Raw genomic sequence first — 17,776 nt, 5'->3', positions numbered from 1 at the left:
GATGGAATCATACCCTCTCATCTATTTTGTAAAACCGGAAGGTAATCTTTCGGATTGGGAATATTTTTGGCATCAGATTCCCTATGGAGCACCGGGCATCCTTACATTTTTTGTAGGGTTATTTCTTAGTTATTTTGCCTTTCAAAAGTTTCGTAAATCAGATGTTGATAATAAAATTTTTCATTTAAACCTTACCATTTCATTTATTAGTTTTGGATCGGTGGGGCTTGTTCTCACAACTAGAGCTTGGATTCAAGATGTAAATACTTTAGTTTTTTGGAATGATCTACTTTATTTTTTAGTCGCTCCACTCGCACCAACGGCTTTTTATTTGGCCTACCATATGACTGGCAAACAAAGTAAACTCCTGTTATATTATTCTTATCTTTGTTGGTTCGCAAGTTTCGTATTATACTTTGGAGTTTTGATTGGGAAAGGATTTGAAACCACGGTTTTCGAATTCACTTTTGGTAAGTATCCGAGAGGAAGTTCTTTTGTTCGGCCTTGGGGAATTTTGGCACCACTAGGTTATTTCTTATTAATTTTACCATCTTTTATCAAACACTACCAATACATTCGTAAACATTATCACCTAACCTTATTTCATGGTGTGAATTTACTTTTTTTACTCACAACCATGAATGCTCCGAGTATTCTTGGGTTCAAAGTGTATCCAGGTGGATTCTTTTTGTTCATCCCAATGTTACTTGTGGCTTATGGAGTATTCCGTTCGGATTTTTTTGATGTAAATGAACTTTTGTTTCAAAAGAATGGGATGTTCTATTTTCTATTTGCACTTTTATCCTTTGTTTTGATTTTTATTTCTTTCGGAGTTTCCTTTGGACTGTCTCCTGATGCTTACGAATCAGCGAAGTGGTATCCTTGGGGGATTCCTCCCGTAGTATCCGTGTTTGGTGCTGTGTTTTTGTCGATCATTGTTGCGGGAGCCAATCCATCGGCAAGGATCAACCAACTCTGTGCCTTTGCTCTCATCCTTACGGGATTTTATGTCATTCAGTCTGTTCCTTTAAAATTAAACATATCCTATGTGGTGCAACTTCGGATTTCGCAAATGACCTTTGTGGCTTTTTCTTTTGCACCAAGCATTATGGTGCGTTTGGTATTTGAAGCCATCGGTCAAAAATCTCCCAGATGGGTTCAAGGGATTGATTTACTCTGTGTGAGTGCAGCCATCCTTGCTCCATCTCCTTATCTGTTTGTCGGATATTTTGATTACCCTTGGTCAAGAGTTCATCATGGAGGACCTGCAGAACTCCTTGTGGGAATCAACGGTGCCATTGCTCTTGTTTTAGTATTAATTACTTTTTTAAGAAACAAAGGTTACATTAACTTTGCATCCAAATGGATCATTGGATCATTTTTATTATCCGCTGTTTTATTGTTAGCTGCTCTTTTGCCAAGTCATGGATTTCCCATCTATCCATTGGCGGATTTTCAATTTATACCCGCATTTTTACTCGGTTATGCGGTACTCCGACATGGGGCCTTGTCTTTGGAAGGAAGAACCATCCAACTCAGCCAAAGGCTTGCCAATTTAGGCCTCATTACCATGGCCATTGCAGCCATTTTGTATTTTCCTATGATTCGTGAACAATACGGAGTAGGAGAGTCTGCGTTCCATTTGACCATGATTGTAATCCCTCTTGTTTTGTTTAACTACCTAGTAGTTTACATAATGTCTCGTCCTCTGGCAGAAGAACTTGATATCAGCTATTTTTTGTTGGATTTAGAAAAACAAAAAGCAGATGAAGAAAGGGAAAAAGCCCTCATTGCCCAGGACAAAGCGGAAGAAGCAAGAGAAGAGTCAGAAAAGTTATTACTCAATATTTTACCCTATAAAGTCGCTCAAGAACTCAAACAAAAGGGAAGTGTGACACCTTCTCGAATTGAAAACGTCACAGTTCTTTTTACGGACTTCAAAGGATTTACGAAAGTCGCTGAAGGGATGGATGAACAAAGCCTAATTGAAGAACTTGATGCCTGTTTCACTCAGTTCGATGAAATCATTCTTAGAAACAATTTGGAAAAATTAAAAACCATCGGGGACAGTTATATGTGTGCTGGTGGTCTTCCTGTCGAAACGAGGACAAGTGCCATTGACGCTTGTTTGGCGGCCTTGGAAGTCCAAAGTTTTATGAACCAGTTGAAAGAAATCAAAACGACACTGAACTTACCATTTTGGGAACTTCGATTAGGGATTCATACTGGACCGGTTGTGGCGGGAGTTGTTGGACGATTTAAGTTTGCTTACGACATTTGGGGAGATACGGTCAACACTGCATCAAGAATGGAGTCTGGTGGAGAAACAGGTAAAATCAATGTTTCTAAAGAAACCTATGAACTCGTGAAGTATTTTTTTGTTACTGAATACCGAGGGAAAATTCACGGAAAAAATAAAGGGGATTTGGATATGTATTTTGTCCACCGCCTAAGACCTCGTTATTCGCAAGATCCTGATGGAAAGGCACCTAACCAGTATTTCCGGGAAGTGTATTCCCGGATCACTCATGGTGCCAATATCCGTTGGAAAAAAGAATCTTAACTTAAGTTTCTTTAAGTTTGTTCTTCCTCTGCAAGCCAAGTGCGTAGGAGCTGCGCCACATCTTCTGGTTTTTCTTTTGCCAGGTTGATTGCGTTTTCTAAAAGTTCGCGTCTCAGTTTTTCGTCGAGGGAGAGTTCGACTTCCGCTCCCCCTTCGTCCATCACTCGAAGAGCCGCTTCTCTCATCATTTGTTGTTGAGCCGCCAGTTCTTCTTCTCTGAGTCTTCTTCTTCTTGCGATTTCTTTTTTGATCGCACGGTAAACTAAGATCGCAAGGATGAGTAAGATAAGAATTACAAGTGAAGCAATCACCATATTTCGGATGGCACGTTGTTTTTGAAACTCTTCATCTTCTAAACGAAATTGTTCTGTCCTATCTTTCGGAATGGTGATCACACTGATTTGATCACCACGGGATCTTGTATAACCAATCGCAGCTTCTAAGTTTTTGCGAACGAGTTTTAAATCACTTTCAGCAACAGGAATGTATTTTCTATCATATCCCATTCCATCTTCTCTTTCTTTTCGTTCCCAAACACCATCGACAACAACAGAGAGTCCAATCTTTTCAATTTTCCAAGGTTGGCGTTTGATATCTTTCACACGTTTGTTGAATTCGTAGTTATTGATATTTTCGTCTTTGGAATATTCTGCTTTTTGGTAGTCTGTATCTTTATAACCAGGAGGAAGGTTTGGTTCGGTTCCTGCAGGGCCATCGGGAGTGAACCCACGTCCCTTAAAAGATTCTTTTGTTTCTTTGGATGAAACTTTTAAGGAATATCCATCCACCAACTTTCTTTCGTTATATGGTGTATCAGGGTTATCTTCTTCCGCAACAACCGGTAATACTTCGTTTTCGGTTAAAGACTCTTGGTCCCAATTGAAAGAATATTCGAAACGTGTGATATCAACTCGGTCTTCTCCACCCAAATACCAACGTAAGGTATTTCGAATGTCGATGAGTCTTTTGACTCGTTCTTCTTCTTCGATTCTAAGTTTTTCTTGGACAATCCGAAGTTCTAATCTTTCTTTTTCTAGGTCTTCTTCAAAGTCGGAAATGATTTTACCATCGGGATCGGCTACACTTACGTTTTCTGGTTTTAACTTAGGAACGGCACGTGCAACTAAGTTCACAATCCCTTTGATTTCTTTTTTACTCATTCCCTCTACACCAGGTTTGAAGTGTAAAATCACACTGGCTTTGACAGGATAGGAATTGGATTCAAAAAGATCACCTTCAGGAATCGCGATGTTGACATCGGATCTTTCAATGGGTCTTAAGGTATTGAGTGATTTTTCAATCGCACCTTTGAGAGCTCTGTACTTTTTAATGTCTTTGTCGAATTGGGTCTCTGTAAATTTTTCAATGTCGAATAATTCCCAACCAGTCACACCTGCAGGGATCAAATTCTCTTGCGCAAGTTTAGTGACGATCTCTTGTCTTTGGTCGGGATCAACAGTAATGAGGCTTGTATCACTCGACCCATAAGAATAACCGAGAGCATCGAGTTTTTTGGTTACCTCAGAAAAGTCTTTGGAATCCAAATCCTTAAAGAGAACCACTCGGTTTCGTTGTGACGAGACATTGGACAAGATGATGACTGCCACCACCACAACGGCAAGCACACCACCCAAAATCATTTTTTTGGTTTTATCGAGTTTGTTTAACAACTCTTTGAGATTATCGATGATCTTTTGCAGTGGTTCAGGCATAGTACGGGCCTCGTCGAGATTTGAGACATAATCTCCCGGGAATTCCGAAATGTACAAGTACTTTTCGCGAAGGTTCGGAAATTAAGGGGATTTTGGCTGGAATTGGTATTGACGTCTTTTTTTGTGATTACATTGTAATTACGATGAAAGCTGCAATCATCCAGATTGGAAATTCAAAAGGAATCCGAATTCCTAAAACAGTTTTGGCGGAATGTCATATAGAAGATGAAGTCGATCTATTGGTAGAGGACAATAAAATCATCATCACTCCACATAAAAACAAACCGCGAGTGGGTTGGGAAGACCAATTCAAAGCGATGGCAAAAGAAAAAGAGGATGAGTTACTCATTCCAGATTCCATTGATTTGAACTCGCAGGATTGGGAATGGTAATCAACCAATACGAAATCTATTTGATTAATCTAGATCCAACTGTCGGATTTGAGATTAAAAAATCTAGGCCATGCATTGTGATTTCGCCTAACGAAATGAATCAGTTCATAGGGACTGTGATGATTGCACCAATGACTACCGCTTCAAGAACATATCCAACAAGAGTCGAGTTGGTGTTTCAGGGAAAAAAAGGATCTGTTGTTTTAGACCAAATCAGAGCTGTTGATAAAACAAGATTGATTCAAAGGCTAGGGTCGGCGGATACTAAAACCATTCAGAAAATTAAAAAAGTCATAAAAGAAATGTTAGTCGATTAACCTTGAGTTTCTTTTATGACTTCTAATTTAAATATTCTAAGCCACACCTTCCACTTTTTGGAACACACGATCAAATCGTTTGAGGGCATCATCAATCACCGCATCTGTATCGGAAGCACTGGTATAAAGTCTACTTCCGGCAAGAGTCACAAGACCTTCCGACATATACGCCGCACCCATTTCTTCCATCGCATGTTTTCTTTTATGAGCTTCCGCAATGGTTTTTTTGATGGTCCAGAACTTCTTGATATTGATATCGAGTAACATGGTACCAACTGTTTCTAAGTGGCAAATGGAACCTTGGTTGAAGGCAACAAAAGGAAGGTCATACTTTTTGATGAGTTTTTGTAATCCTTTGGTTAGGCGATCTCCTGCTCTTCCTGATTTTTCAAGAGCTCCTGTTTTTTCCATTTCACAAAGTGTAAAGTAACCAGCTGCAGAACTGAGTGGGTTTGCTGCCATCGTTCCACCGATTAACGCCTTTTTGGTGCCAGTTTGTAATCCAGCAGATACATACTTCATGTATTCTTTTTTACCACCAAGTCCACCAGCTGATGGATATCCACCTGCCACTACTTTACCGAAGATGGTTAAGTCAGGGCTTACTCCAAAATACCCTTGGGCACCGCTAAGACCAATGCGGAAAGCGGTCACCACTTCATCAAAAATCAGAAGGGCTCCATACTTGTCACAAAGTTCACGGACTCCTTTGTTGAAATCAAAATCAAGAGGTCTTGTTCCACTTTCTGGTCCTACTGGTTCAATGAGAACAGCAGCAGTGCCACCACAAAAACGATTTCGTTTGAGAACTGATTCTAAAGCGTTCAAATCGTTCGGATAAAATTCTTGTGTGTATTTGAAAATGGATTTAGGAACTCCATTGGCTTCGAAATGTCTTGTGCCTGGGATACGAAGTCCATAAGCCAATTGATCGCTCCAACCGTGATATGCTCCACCCATCTTCACAATGTTTTTTTTCTTTGTGGCAAGTCTTGCAACACGAATAGATGCCATACAAGCTTCTGTTCCCGAACCGAGCATCCGAAACATTTCGACGGAAGGAACCAACTCTACAATTTTTTCAGCTAACTTATATTCGTATTCATGGAAAAGACCAGTCACAGGGCCTGTTGTATTGAGAAGTTCGATGACTTTTTTTCGGACAATGTTTGGGTTACTACCGAGAACGGTGGGCCCACCTGCTTGTAAAAAATCGATGTATTTGTTTCCGTCTAGATCATAAAGATAAGCACCGGAGGCTTCCGTGAATACAAGAGGGAATGGATGGTTGAAAGAAAGGTTGTGTTGGACTCCGCCAGGGATGTATTCCGAAGCCTTAGTGATCATGGCTTTGGACTTACTGCATTTTTTGTCGAAGTAATTCTGGATGATGTCCTCCATAGCGTCTTTACGAATGGAGCGGATGGGAAGGGAAATGAGTTTCCTTAGGTCTTTGTAGATTTGGTCTACGTTGGGGTATTCGTTCATGGAAAAGCCTTGGGCCATATAATCTTTCCTCTTCCGGGTCTTTTTTCTTGACAATGAGTGAGTCATCACTCATTGTCAAGAAGGAATTCATAAAATTGATCGAGAATGACGGATTCTTTGGAAAATTGCGATCAATTTCCTTGAGAAATCCAGCCTTTTTCGTTTATTGGACGGGGATAGATATGGTAACGAAGCATTTTAATGATAGTTTTGAACGAATTTCCGAAGAAAAGAGAAATCGGATTTTATCCACAGCCATTTCTGAATTTGCCAATCGCGGATTTACGAGTGCCAATACCAATACCATTGCCCAAAAAGCGGGGATTAGTGTAGGTTCCCTTTATAAATACTTTGAAACCAAAGAGGATTTTTTCCTTACGGTAGTGGATCATGGGATCACCCAATTGGAAAAAACCTTAGAGTCTGTTCTTTCTATGGATCTGGATATGTTTGGTAAAATAGAAAAAATCATTCGTATCATCCAAACCCACTCGCGGATCAACCAAGACATCATTCGCCTCTACAACGAAATGACAACAGAAAGTAATTACGAACTCATCACTCGTTTGTCAGGTGAGTTAGAATCGTTATCTGCAAAATGTTATATCGAAATGATTAACCTAGCGAAAAAAGAAGGAACGATCAGTTCTGATGTGGATAGCAACTTATCTGCCTTTTTACTTGATAATATTTTTATGACACTTCAGTTTTCCTATTCCACAGTGTATTATAAAGAACGAATGAAGATTTATTTGGGTGAAGATGTTTTTGATAAGGACGAAGACGTTGTCGCCGGTGTGATGAAAGTGATTCGTCGGGCGCTGGGTGGGTAAATAGAGTTTTTTATTTTTATCTATAAAAACTTGCGAGAAGTTTCGTGAGCGCAAAAACTTGAAACAATATGATAAAAGCGATTCTATTTGATTACGATGATACTTTGGTCCAAACACGAAAGACCCGTTACAATACGATTTATAAACTATCAGAAGAACTCTTTAAAACAAAAATCACCGAAAAAGAAATTGATGTCGCTTGGGGACTTCCTGCGGATGAATTTTTACTAAACCTTTTTGGGCGATTTTCTTTGGACATTCATTACCTTTGGTCAATCTATATAGAATTTTCTAAGAAAGATTTAAACCTTCCTCATTTGAATGCTTTCGATTTTATCGAAAAATATAAAAACTTCGTAAAATTTGGAATCGTCACTTCTTCCAGTGAAAAAGTTGTCATTCGCGAACTGAATGAACTTCAAGTTGATACGAATTTATTTTTGCAGATCCAAACCTCTGACCATACAGCTGTTCACAAACCGAATCCAAATGTCTTTGAACCAATTTTTGGATTATTAAAAAATAAAAATATAAGCAAGAATGAAGTCATCTATATAGGTGATTCTCCTGCTGATTATGAATCTGCTAGCAGGTTTGGATTTCATTTCCTTGGGATCGCACACGATGATAGGCATCTTCCTTATTTCCAAACTGGGGAAATTCCATTCGTTCGAAATTTTTTGGAATTAGAGAATTATTTAATCAATCAACATAGCTTTGTATCACAAGAATAAGCCAAATTCTCTAGGCGCATTTTCTTCCCCTCTAACTTTCCATAAACGGAGATTCTTTTAACCAAAACACCATCACAAAATTAATCAGTGATAAAATGAGAAGGATATAAAGAAACGATATCATTCCAAGAAAGTTCAGTCCTAAGATAAATAAAATTCCCGAGACTTGTCCCACAAGAAGTAACAATCCTTGCGAGGTCGATTCTGGTGCAGGAGAGGTAATCTCTGCACAGTATTGAAATCCAATGGGCGCTCCAATCCCAAGTAGAAAAAATCCAATGATCACTGATCCTGTGAGTAGGAAAATGAATCCTTGGAATAAGGTAAATAAACTAAGGCCCACGAGAAATCCTGCCATCGCAATGATAAGAAATAATTTTCTTTTTTGTAATTTATCAGATAACGGAGGAATGATGATCCCACCGATGATTCCTGAAATTAGCATCACTCCACCAACGAGTCCTGATTCGTCGATATTCAGTCCTTTGATTTCACAAATTTGATCAATACATGTGCTAACCGCATTGAAGACTCCAAGTCCAATGAGAAACAAAAATAGAATTTTTCTCATGTCCTTCTGTTTCCATAAAAAACGAAGTCCTTCTAAAAAAGGGAGTTCATGGTCTTCGCCGTGAGTGCTCGGAGAAGTAGGAGGTTTTTCTTTGATGAGAAGAAGAAAAAGAACGGCGGAACCTACAGAAACAAAACCGTAAACCATCATGACCTGTGGAATGGAATTTCCCGATTGGAGTAAGATGGGAGTGAGGATCATCACAAGAATGATTCCGAGGAATTGTGCGAGAGTTCCCAGGGCAACGGCCGTGGCTCTTTCTTGGATGGGAAACCACAAGACACTGATTTTTGTGACGGCATTCAGTAAAAACGGTTGGGCTATGGCGAGTCCAATTTGGCAGAAGAGCACAATGGTATAATCTGCCGCATAAATCCCTTTGAGTAACCCACAAACACCTGTTAGTATAGCACCAAACCCAACTCCTTTTTTAATCCCATAAGTATCAATCACGTAAGAAGCGGGAATGGCGATGAAAACAAAAACTCCGAGAAAAACTAGGGAGAGTAAATCAATTTGGAGAGGGCTTACATGATAAAATTCTTTGGCATCTCGTGCAATGGGAGCATAGGTCAACCATTGCAAACAAATGGTTGCTGTGATGACGATGTAGGCGAAAAGAACGACCCAGCGGTAAGAATATAGTTTTGGAGGGTTTTGGCTCATTTTGACTCCCTTTTTTGCAATCGATGGAATTTGCTTTCAAACATTTGTTCGGAATAAATTCTCTCACAGAGAAATCCCGAAGGAAAATGATTTGCCATCCGAGCCGATGATTCTAAATCTTTGTGAGTCATCACTCACTTTTTTCTATTTCCAGGAGAAAAACGAAACGCCCATCTGTTCGGTTCTCCGTAAGTGGTAGAGGCCGGGGGATGTGCAGAAGCGAACCGATGGAGTTTACATGGAATCTGGATATATACTGACTTATGATATTGGCACGACAGGAGTCAAAACTTGTCTCTTCCGGATCTCGAAGGCATTGGAGCTGGTGCAATCAGCCACAAAAGAATATTCGATCCATCTTTTAGAAAACGGAGGAGCAGAACAAAATCCGGATGATTGGTGGTCTTCTATGAAGGATACCACAACAGAAATTTTATCTCAATCCAAAATTCATCCAGACTCGATCCAAGGAATTTCTTTTTGTTCACAGATGCAAGGCCTTGTCCTTACCGATGCAAAGTTCCAAGTGGTCCGACCAGCAATGAGTTATATGGACCAAAGAGCATCCAATGAAATGAAAAAGGGGATTGTACATGGTTTTAAAATTGAAGGGATCAACGCCATTAAACTATTGTTATCTCTTTGGATCACGGGAGCAGTGGCTGCCAGTGTAAAGGATCCTATTTGGAAATACAAATGGGTCGAAAAAAATGAACCAGAAAAATTTTCGAAAGTGAAGTGGTGGTTTGATGTAAAAGAATATCTAATCGCACGCTCTACAAACGAAGCCGTGATGACAAGAGATTCTGCCTTTGCTACTTTTTTATATAACTCAAGAGTAGGAAAAGGAAACTGGAGTCCCCTCTTATGTAAGTTATTCGGTGTTCGGTTTGATCATTTACCAAAGATAGTCAATTCTTCTGACCGAGTGGGAGGACTTACAAAAGAAGCAGCAGATTTTTTGGGACTCAAAGAAAACATATCCGTGTTTGGTGGTGGTGGTGATGCCTCTCTCATTGGTGTGGGGGCAGGGGCAGTGAGTGAAGGTGATACTCATATCTATGCAGGAACTTCGGGGTGGATATCAACGGTTACAAAAAAGAGGACCGTTGATATTGGAGCAAGGATTGCATCCATTGTTGGAGCAAGAGAAGGGTATTATAATTATTTTGGAGAACAAGAAACATCTGGTAAATGTTTACAATGGGTGAGAGACCATTTGGCTTTAGATGAAATTGATTTATATTTAGAAAAAAAGAAAATCACCGATGGTCCTGATGCCGTGTATGAAAGTTTATTCGAGTTTATGTTTGATTCGATCAAAGATACCGAACCAGGATCTCATGGAGTGATTTTTACACCGTGGCTTCATGGGAATCGTTGTCCTTTCGAAGATCCAAAAGCAAGAGGGATATTCTTTAACATCAGTTTGAACACAGGCAAAAGAACTCTCATTCGAGCCGTTGTGGAAGGAATTCTGTTTCATAAGCGTTGGATTTTGGAATTATCTCACCGAAAAGTACCTACTTCTGATACAATTCGTTTTGTGGGAGGTGTGGCAAGATCTGCATTTATCTGTCAGTTGTTAGCTGATATCACGGGAAAAACCATTGAAAGGGTAGTTCATCCGGAAAACGTTGGCGCGATGGGAGCTGCTGCCATTGTTGCTTTTGGAATTGGAAAAATTCAAAAATTTGAAGAGATCAAATCAATGATCCCCATCCAAGACAAATGGACTCCCAATCCAAATCATAAAGCGATTTACGATAAAAACTTTCAGGTCTTCCAAAACCTTTACAAAGTGAATCAAAATAATTTTGCAATTTTAAATAGATAAGTTCGGGAATAGGAAATGGATAAACAAAACAAAGAATATAGTATGAAAAGTTTGGGGAAACCTTTTGCGATTGGTAGATCGGCAGATCTATTTGCTTTGCCTGAGAATCAAATTCTAAAACTTTTTTTTCCAGAGGCAAACGAATCGGAAATCGATTTAGAAGTAGAAAATTCTGTTGAGGCCAACAGAAAGGGCGCATCCAGGATGCGGTGTTATGGAAAAGCCAAAGTAGAAAATCGATTCGGAATAATTTTCGATCGTCTGAATGGAATTTCACTCACAAAACTTCCTGATAAAAATCCACTGGAACTCTTTCGTATCGCCGGCAAATTAGCGCGTCTACACTACGGCATCCATCAAATTGAATCGGAACGTTTTAAAGATATTAAAGAAATTCTGAAACATTGTTTGGACTCAAAACCACTTTCTTTTTTGAACGCTGGTGAAAAAGAAATTGTTAAATCTTATATCGCAGGATTGCCAAATGGAAACTCTATCCTTCATTTGGATTTTCATCCAGAAAACGTGATCGTAGAAGGGAAAGACGAGATCATCATTGATTGGATGACTGCGGCAAAAGGAAATCCGGCTGCAGATGTTGCTTTCACTTTTCTACTGTTTACCGACGCGGAACTTTGGCCAGGAACTCCAAAATTAAAAATCATCTTTTATACAGTCATCCGAAAGTTTATCCTGAGTGGGTATTTGAAAGTATATAAAAGCTTAAGTGGAATGACCGATGCCCAAATTTCTGCTTGGAGACTGCCGGCACTCATTCTTCGTTTGGGCCTTTGGAATATAGAGAGTGAAAGAGAGAGTCTAAAAGCACAAATCACTCGTTTGGTGGCAAATGGTGGTAAAATATGAATTTAAAGTTAGATCGTTTTATCGATTCATACAATGGTGAAGAATTTGATGTCACAATTATTGGTGGTGGGATAACTGGTGCCACTTTAGCTTATGAAGTGGCTAGTCGTGGTTATACGGTCGCTTTGGTTGAAAAAAAAGATTTTGGTGGAGCCACTTCTGCGGCCACTGGAAAGTTGATTCATGGTGGGCTTCGTTATTTAAAACAGTTTGAAATCGGACTTGTGAGAGAGGCCTTAAAAGAAAGAAGGATTCTTTCTAACATCGCCCCCAATTTAGTATATCCCTATCCAATGGTACTTCCAAAACCGGGACTCATAGCAAGGATTGGACTTTTTGTCTATGATCTTCTTTCTTTTGATAGTAAGTGGACTTGGGATGAATCCAAACAAATTCCCAACCATAAATACCTCAAACGAAAGGAACTGCTCCAAAAGAACTTGGGTGATTTTGAAGATGCAGCATATTTTTATGATGCCATTTGTTTGAGTCCAGAAAGGTTAACCCTTAGTTTTTTGAAATCTGCTGCTTCCTATGGTGCCAAAATTGCAAACTATACGGTGGTTGATGATTTGATTTGGAAAGACAATGCGGTTGTCGGAATCCAAGTGCACGATGCACTTACTGATAAAAAATACGAAATTCGTTCCAAGATAACGATCAATGCTTCTGGACCTTGGACTCATAACATACTTTCCAAATCTCCTAAAACAGAACAACCTATGCCAAAAAAACGTTCGGAAGGTATTTATATCATAACCAAAAAATTAACGAACCTAATGACACTTTACGTGGGAGACAAAGGCCATTTCAGTTTTGCTCCATGGCGTGGACATTCCATGATTGGGCCAACAGAAAAATCTTATTTTGGAAATGTAGAAGATTGGAAACTCACCAAGGAAAGTATTGTTGAGTTTATCGACTATATCAACGAAACATCTCATATTAAAGAGAAGTTGTCGATGGATGATGTGATTTTTGCTTACGGTGGTCTTCGTCCACTCATTGAAAGTTCGGATGATACTTATTCTGCATCTAGAAGGTCAGAACTTTATGATCATGCCAGGGATGGAATCCAAGGTCTGATCACCGCAGCAGGTGGTAAATACACCACAAGCCGAAATTTTGCTGAATTGATTTTTAAAAGAATCAAAAAGAAACTTGAGAAAAAATCAACAGAAAATATTTCCGCAAAACAATACTTATACGCATCACAAATCCCCAGTATTGAAATTTTCATCCAAGGGGCGCAGAAACAAAATACAGAATTCTCTGAAAAAACAATCGATTATTTGGTCCGTCATTATGGGTTACAATATGAGATCATTTTGGAGTTCGCAAGAAAAACTAAAAACTTAGCAGCTGTTTTGAATGCGGATGGAGAAATATTGGCAGAAGTTGTTTATGTGATTCGTTACGAAATGGCAAAATCACTTTCGGATATTTTCTTAAGAAGAACAGGTCTTGGAACACTCGGGATTCTCTCTGATGAAATTATGAAAGCGATCATTGACACAGCTGCTGCAGAATGGAACTGGTCAGAGGAAACAAAAAAGAAAGAAACAGAATCAATTTACAAAACTTTAAAATTACCAGTGTGATTTTTCCCGTTTTATAATTTTCGGCTGACAAAGATCACTTTACCCATTTACTATTTTGGTATGGGCAAAGTGATCACGATTGATACTGAGTATGCAAACTTCCCGGAGGTGGCTTCGGCTTATCTTTTAGAGGAGGAAGGTCATGGAGTGGTTGTGGAAACCAATACCACCCATGCCATCCCAAAAATTCTTAAGGTCATGGAGTCCGAAGGAATCAAACCAGGGAACCTGGACTATGTCATTGTCACCCATGTCCACCTAGACCACGCGGGTGGCGCTTGGGCACTCCTCGAAGCTTGTCCGAATGCGATTCTTCTCGCACATCCCAAAACCGCCAAACACTTGATCGATCCAAGTTTACTCATTAAAAGTGCCACGTCAGTGTATGGAAAAGAAAACTTTGATTCTTTATACGGCGAAATCAAACCTATCCCTAAAGATAGGGTGCGAGTGATGGAAGATGGAGAATGGCTCACTTGGAAAGACCATTCCTTTCAGTTTATCTACACCAAGGGACATGCCAATCATCACTTTTGTATATATGATAAAAAAACAAATGGAATTTATACGGGGGATTCTTTTGGAATTTCGTATCCTCAATTAGAAAATGGAAAACGATTTATTTTTCCTACCACAACACCCACTGACTTTGATTATGCGGAAGCGATTCACTCGTTAAATCTAATTTTGGATACAGGAGCAGAAGTTGCCTATCTCACTCACTTTGGCCCGATCGGTGATTTGAAAAAGAATGCAGAGGACCTGAAAATAGGACTGACTTTATGCAATGAAGCCATTCAGGTCATAGAGACAATTCCCAAGGAAGAACGTCTCTTTTTTATGGAATCAAAAGTGAAAGCCATGATCCAAACCTTAGCAAACAATAATTCAATCACACTGACTGAGTCTGATTGGAAGTTACTACATCTAGATGTAAATTTGAATGCACAAGGGTTAGTGTATGCCTTTGAAAAGAAACAACCCAAAGTATAAATACCAATATAAATATATACTGAATCAAATGAACCAGAATCTATATAAAACCAGGAATCGTTGGATCCATTTATTTTTATCGCCTTTCGTTTTTTTCACCACAGTTCCCTTTTTGATTTTTTTTGGTGTTCAATGTTCTTTGGCATCCAAATCGAAAAAATCCAAGGACCCTCAAATCCAAATCCAATTTATATCAGATGAGTACGAAGAAACAAAATCGATTCCTTCTTCTTTGTTTGAATCAAAAGATTTACTTTTGATTCTTGCTGAGTTGTCCAAAAAAGAAGATCCTGCAATGCGTTTTATTTCTACCAACAGAACCGAAGAAATTATGGAAGTGAATGGAAAATCCAATTCTTGGTCAGAAGGTTGGGTGATTTATGTAAATGAAGAAAAAATTGATGGGGTCCAAATGAAACGGGGAGTGCGTGTCAGCCCCAGTGATAAAATTGAAATTCGGTATGAGGCAGTCGAACGTGTGTTTGGTCGTCCTACCTCATAGTCCAATGTTTCGATCGAAACAATTTTAACAAAAAAATCATCGAGACATTTCGATTGCCTCAGTGATTTAAATTTTATCTAAGAGTAGTGAGTTCTCTGTAAGCTCTGACAAATCCATCAGACATTGTTTTTGCAAATGTCAATGAGATCCGAGCCTTCTCTGCCGCAATCATCACATCATGAAGTTCCACTGAGTTTGGATCAAAAACAATTTTTTGTGTGAGTTCATCTGCTTCTACTTGTTGGTCATTCACTTGTTCGAAGGCTTTCTTTAAAGCATCTCCAAAAGTTCCGGCAACTTCATCAGGAGATTTGGCTTCATTGGTTTTGCCATAGTGACGTTCGTTAGAGCGAAAGATTCCTACCTTGTCACCTTGGGGGAGAAGGGAATGTGGTTTGTAAGTTTGGGAGCTACTATTGGAAATGCGATCAATGGACATGGTCTTTCCTCCTTCTCATTTTCGGCGAAATTCAGAAAACCTAAAGAAAAAAATTATGTCACATTAAAAAAAGGGAAAATCCGACGGATTTGGCCGGGGGTTTACGCCCGACCGATCTCCATAGCCTTATTCATCATGGCCTTGGATCCATTGATGAGTTGGACATTGGCCTCATACGACCGAGAGGCGGAGATCATATCTGTCATCTCAGTGACGATATTGATGTTCGGAAGTTCCACGTATCCTTTTTTAGGCCCAGTTTGGATGGCATCTGGGTGTGTTGGATCATAAGTGAGTCGTAAAGGACTCATATCCTTTTCGATTTTCATCACCTTGACCCCTTTGCCTTCACCGGGAGCAACACCAAAAGGATACACAGGGCTTTTCCAATTGGTTCTTAGGTTAATCGGTGTTAGGATGACACGGTCTCTGCGAAAAGGGCCATCTCCATTGGTATTTCTCGTGGTTGTCGAGTTGGCAATGTTATTGGAAATAACATCCATACGGAGTCTTTGGGCAGAAAGGCCAGTGGCAGATATATTAATCGAATCAAACATTCCCATAACTTACTCCTTAGTTGGTTCTCATCACAATGTTGAGAAGGCGGTTGTTTTGGTTGAGGCGATCAATCATAAGGCTATAACTCATTTGGTTCTGGTTTGCCTCTACCACTTCTTTTTCAATGTCTACGTTGTTCCCGTCGGGTCTCATTGTAGTCAGATAGTCCAAATTGGTTTTGGGTTTTGCATCCCGGTAATCTAGCGGTTTAAAAAATTCAATATGACGGTCGTTTGTGATTTTAGTCGGAACTGCTTTGTCCTTTTCAATTTTTTCTGATTCGATGGCGCGTTTGAGCATAGACTCAAACACCACTTCCGAACGTTTAAAATTAGGAACATCCGCATTGGCGATATTATCAGTAATCACTTTACGCCTTTGAGTCGCAGCACCGAGGCCACGTTCCAATAGGTCTTGAGTTTTCATGAAATGTGTTGCTTCAAACATATTTCTCTTCCTCTCTACATTCCCCTTTCGGTCGGTTTTTCTTCCTCCTAAAGTAATTTATGTCGCCTCAATTGATTTTTTTAGGGCGGCCCCGAGTGCTTCTAAAACCAAACGGAGAAGGATGCAGGGTCGGGCTCTCCCTCCAATCCTCCCCAAGTTTTCCTTGCACGAGCAAAACCATAAGTTGAATTCGGGGAGGGATTTCCGCTCGATCCCTGCCGCAGAGATTGGAACTAAAATCCGAGTTCTTGGAGGGATTGGGTAAGCCACTTACTTTTGGAACAAAACAACCAATTGAAAGCCACTGCAAAAAGTAAGTGGCTTACCTTTGTCACCGAGTGCCAATCGAAACTCGTTTGCCCTGGCACCCAATTCTTTTTTGAATCAATTTCTCTATTTTTATTTCTTAGTTCTATTTTCTAACTCCAAAAGTAAGGACTGGATGCGGGAGTGGTTTGAAAGATACCAATCAGAAAAAATTCCAACAATCCCCCGGAAGAGTTGGATGGGAACCCAACGAGCCGGTACAATGATTCTTGGTTTTCGCTGTTTCAAACCATTGACCAATGCCTTTGCCACTTTTTCAGGAGGAATTGCTTTTCTTAAAATATGTGGGAATCCGATTTCTCGCATGGTTGTTGTTAGACGATCTCCTCCGAAAACACCCTCTGTCAGTGGAGTCGTAATCCAACCAGGATACAATACACTAGCACTTGCAGACTTGCCGGCAAGTTCTGCCCGAAGAGAACGGACAAACATTTCAATCCCTGCTTTGGAAGTCGCATACGGTGCATTACACATTCCATTTGTGAATGCGTAGATGGAAGAGGTAACAACCACTTGTCCTTTGTTTTTTACAATTTCAGGTAAAGATGATTTGACTGTGCGCCAAACACCAAGTAAGTCCACATCTATAATTTTTTCAAATTCCGATTCTTCACAATTAAATACAGTATAAGCAGATTCTTTCCATGAGATGCCTGCATTGGCAAAAACAATATCAAGTTTTCCAAAAGTGGAAACGGATAAACTGGTTACTTTTTTTATGGATTCCCAATCAGTTACGTCCATTGCTTTTGCTAATACTCGTTCTTTTGCAAACTCAGCAGCCAATGTATCCACTGATTTTTGAGATACGTCTGTTAATACAAGTTTGGCACCTTCTGCATACAGTTCTTTTGCGCAAGCGGTTCCGATTCCACCGGCTGCACCTGTGATGAGAACTACTTTATCTTGTAGATGATAAGCCATATGAC

At 39.7% G+C, this 17,776-nt stretch carries 17 protein-coding genes; 10 read left to right on the top strand and 7 right to left on the bottom strand.

Annotated elements, in window-relative coordinates:
- Position 1: 1 nt before the first annotated feature.
- Complete coding sequence (locus tag EHQ47_RS02350) at positions 2-2,563, top strand: adenylate/guanylate cyclase domain-containing protein (protein WP_135776481.1); 2,562 nt, start codon at positions 2-4, stop codon at positions 2,561-2,563.
- An 11-nt stretch (positions 2,564-2,574) separates the two neighbouring features.
- On the opposite strand, the gene fliF is transcribed toward EHQ47_RS02350, so the two are convergent.
- Positions 2,575-4,275 (bottom strand): flagellar basal-body MS-ring/collar protein FliF, encoded by a 1,701-nt coding sequence (gene fliF / locus EHQ47_RS02345; protein WP_135748391.1) that lies wholly within the window; start codon positions 4,273-4,275, stop codon positions 2,575-2,577.
- 143 nt (positions 4,276-4,418) lie between these two features.
- Between fliF and EHQ47_RS02340 the strand changes: the two genes are divergently transcribed.
- On the top strand, positions 4,419-4,667 hold the full coding sequence (locus tag EHQ47_RS02340; protein ID WP_135748400.1) for an AbrB/MazE/SpoVT family DNA-binding domain-containing protein: 249 nt from the start codon (positions 4,419-4,421) through the stop codon (positions 4,665-4,667).
- On the top strand, positions 4,661-4,984 hold the full coding sequence (locus tag EHQ47_RS02335; protein ID WP_135776480.1) for a type II toxin-antitoxin system PemK/MazF family toxin: 324 nt from the start codon (positions 4,661-4,663) through the stop codon (positions 4,982-4,984). Before EHQ47_RS02340 ends, EHQ47_RS02335 begins: the two co-directional genes overlap by 7 nt.
- Before the next feature lie 36 nt (positions 4,985-5,020).
- On the opposite strand, the gene EHQ47_RS02330 is transcribed toward EHQ47_RS02335, so the two are convergent.
- Positions 5,021-6,490, bottom strand: a complete 1,470-nt coding sequence (locus tag EHQ47_RS02330) for an aspartate aminotransferase family protein (RefSeq protein WP_135776479.1) — start codon at positions 6,488-6,490, stop codon at positions 5,021-5,023.
- Between the two features lie 164 nt (positions 6,491-6,654).
- On the opposite strand from EHQ47_RS02330, the gene EHQ47_RS02325 reads away from it, so the two are divergent.
- Positions 6,655-7,305, top strand: coding sequence for a TetR/AcrR family transcriptional regulator (locus tag EHQ47_RS02325; protein ID WP_135748393.1), 651 nt, complete (start codon positions 6,655-6,657; stop codon positions 7,303-7,305).
- 68 nt (positions 7,306-7,373) lie between these two features.
- Positions 7,374-8,039 carry an HAD-IA family hydrolase gene (locus EHQ47_RS02320; protein WP_135749903.1) on the top strand — a complete coding sequence of 222 codons (666 nt, stop codon included), beginning with the start codon at positions 7,374-7,376 and terminating at the stop codon, positions 8,037-8,039.
- Positions 8,040-8,070: 31 nt separating this feature from the next.
- Here the strand turns inward: EHQ47_RS02320 and EHQ47_RS02315 are convergent, their stop codons facing one another.
- Positions 8,071-9,276 carry an MFS transporter gene (locus EHQ47_RS02315; protein WP_135776478.1) on the bottom strand — a complete coding sequence of 402 codons (1,206 nt, stop codon included), beginning with the start codon at positions 9,274-9,276 and terminating at the stop codon, positions 8,071-8,073.
- Positions 9,277-9,514: 238 nt separating this feature from the next.
- Here EHQ47_RS02315 and EHQ47_RS02305 point away from each other — a divergent pair, with 238 nt between their 5' ends.
- From EHQ47_RS02305 to EHQ47_RS02285, 5 genes are read left to right on the top strand one after another with little or no spacing between them, the layout of a single operon-like run.
- The gene (locus EHQ47_RS02305) at positions 9,515-11,113 is read left to right on the top strand and encodes a xylulokinase (RefSeq protein WP_135776669.1); all 1,599 of its coding nucleotides are present in this window, start codon (positions 9,515-9,517) and stop codon (positions 11,111-11,113) included.
- A gap of 15 nt (positions 11,114-11,128) precedes the next feature.
- Positions 11,129-11,980, top strand: a complete 852-nt coding sequence (locus tag EHQ47_RS02300; RefSeq protein ID WP_135776477.1) for an aminoglycoside phosphotransferase family protein — start codon at positions 11,129-11,131, stop codon at positions 11,978-11,980.
- Positions 11,977-13,581 carry a glycerol-3-phosphate dehydrogenase/oxidase gene (locus EHQ47_RS02295; protein WP_135776476.1) on the top strand — a complete coding sequence of 535 codons (1,605 nt, stop codon included), beginning with the start codon at positions 11,977-11,979 and terminating at the stop codon, positions 13,579-13,581. The genes EHQ47_RS02300 and EHQ47_RS02295 overlap by 4 nt, the downstream gene beginning before the upstream one ends.
- 60 nt (positions 13,582-13,641) lie before the next feature.
- Positions 13,642-14,574 (top strand): MBL fold metallo-hydrolase, encoded by a 933-nt coding sequence (locus EHQ47_RS02290; RefSeq protein WP_135776475.1) that lies wholly within the window; start codon positions 13,642-13,644, stop codon positions 14,572-14,574.
- Between the two features lie 28 nt (positions 14,575-14,602).
- Positions 14,603-15,076 (top strand): hypothetical protein, encoded by a 474-nt coding sequence (locus EHQ47_RS02285; protein WP_244290181.1) that lies wholly within the window; start codon positions 14,603-14,605, stop codon positions 15,074-15,076.
- Between the two features lie 73 nt (positions 15,077-15,149).
- Here EHQ47_RS02285 and fliE read toward each other — a convergent pair whose 3' ends face one another.
- From fliE to EHQ47_RS02265, 4 genes are all read right to left on the bottom strand, one after another.
- Positions 15,150-15,515, bottom strand: coding sequence for a flagellar hook-basal body complex protein FliE (gene fliE, locus EHQ47_RS02280; RefSeq protein WP_135697068.1), 366 nt, complete (start codon positions 15,513-15,515; stop codon positions 15,150-15,152).
- A gap of 101 nt (positions 15,516-15,616) precedes the next feature.
- Positions 15,617-16,078, bottom strand: coding sequence for a flagellar basal body rod protein FlgC (gene flgC, locus EHQ47_RS02275; protein WP_002975027.1), 462 nt, complete (start codon positions 16,076-16,078; stop codon positions 15,617-15,619).
- A gap of 10 nt (positions 16,079-16,088) precedes the next feature.
- The gene (gene flgB / locus EHQ47_RS02270; RefSeq protein ID WP_002975016.1) at positions 16,089-16,520 is read right to left on the bottom strand and encodes a flagellar basal body rod protein FlgB; all 432 of its coding nucleotides are present in this window, start codon (positions 16,518-16,520) and stop codon (positions 16,089-16,091) included.
- Positions 16,521-16,919: 399 nt separating this feature from the next.
- Positions 16,920-17,771, bottom strand: coding sequence for an SDR family NAD(P)-dependent oxidoreductase (locus tag EHQ47_RS02265; protein WP_135747893.1), 852 nt, complete (start codon positions 17,769-17,771; stop codon positions 16,920-16,922).
- Positions 17,772-17,776 lie beyond the last annotated feature (5 nt).

The organism is Leptospira bourretii (assembly GCF_004770145.1).
Taxonomy (GTDB): domain Bacteria; phylum Spirochaetota; class Leptospiria; order Leptospirales; family Leptospiraceae; genus Leptospira_A; species Leptospira_A bourretii.
Note: the sequence above shows the minus strand (reverse complement) of the source record. Positions and strands in the feature narration are given on the sequence as shown.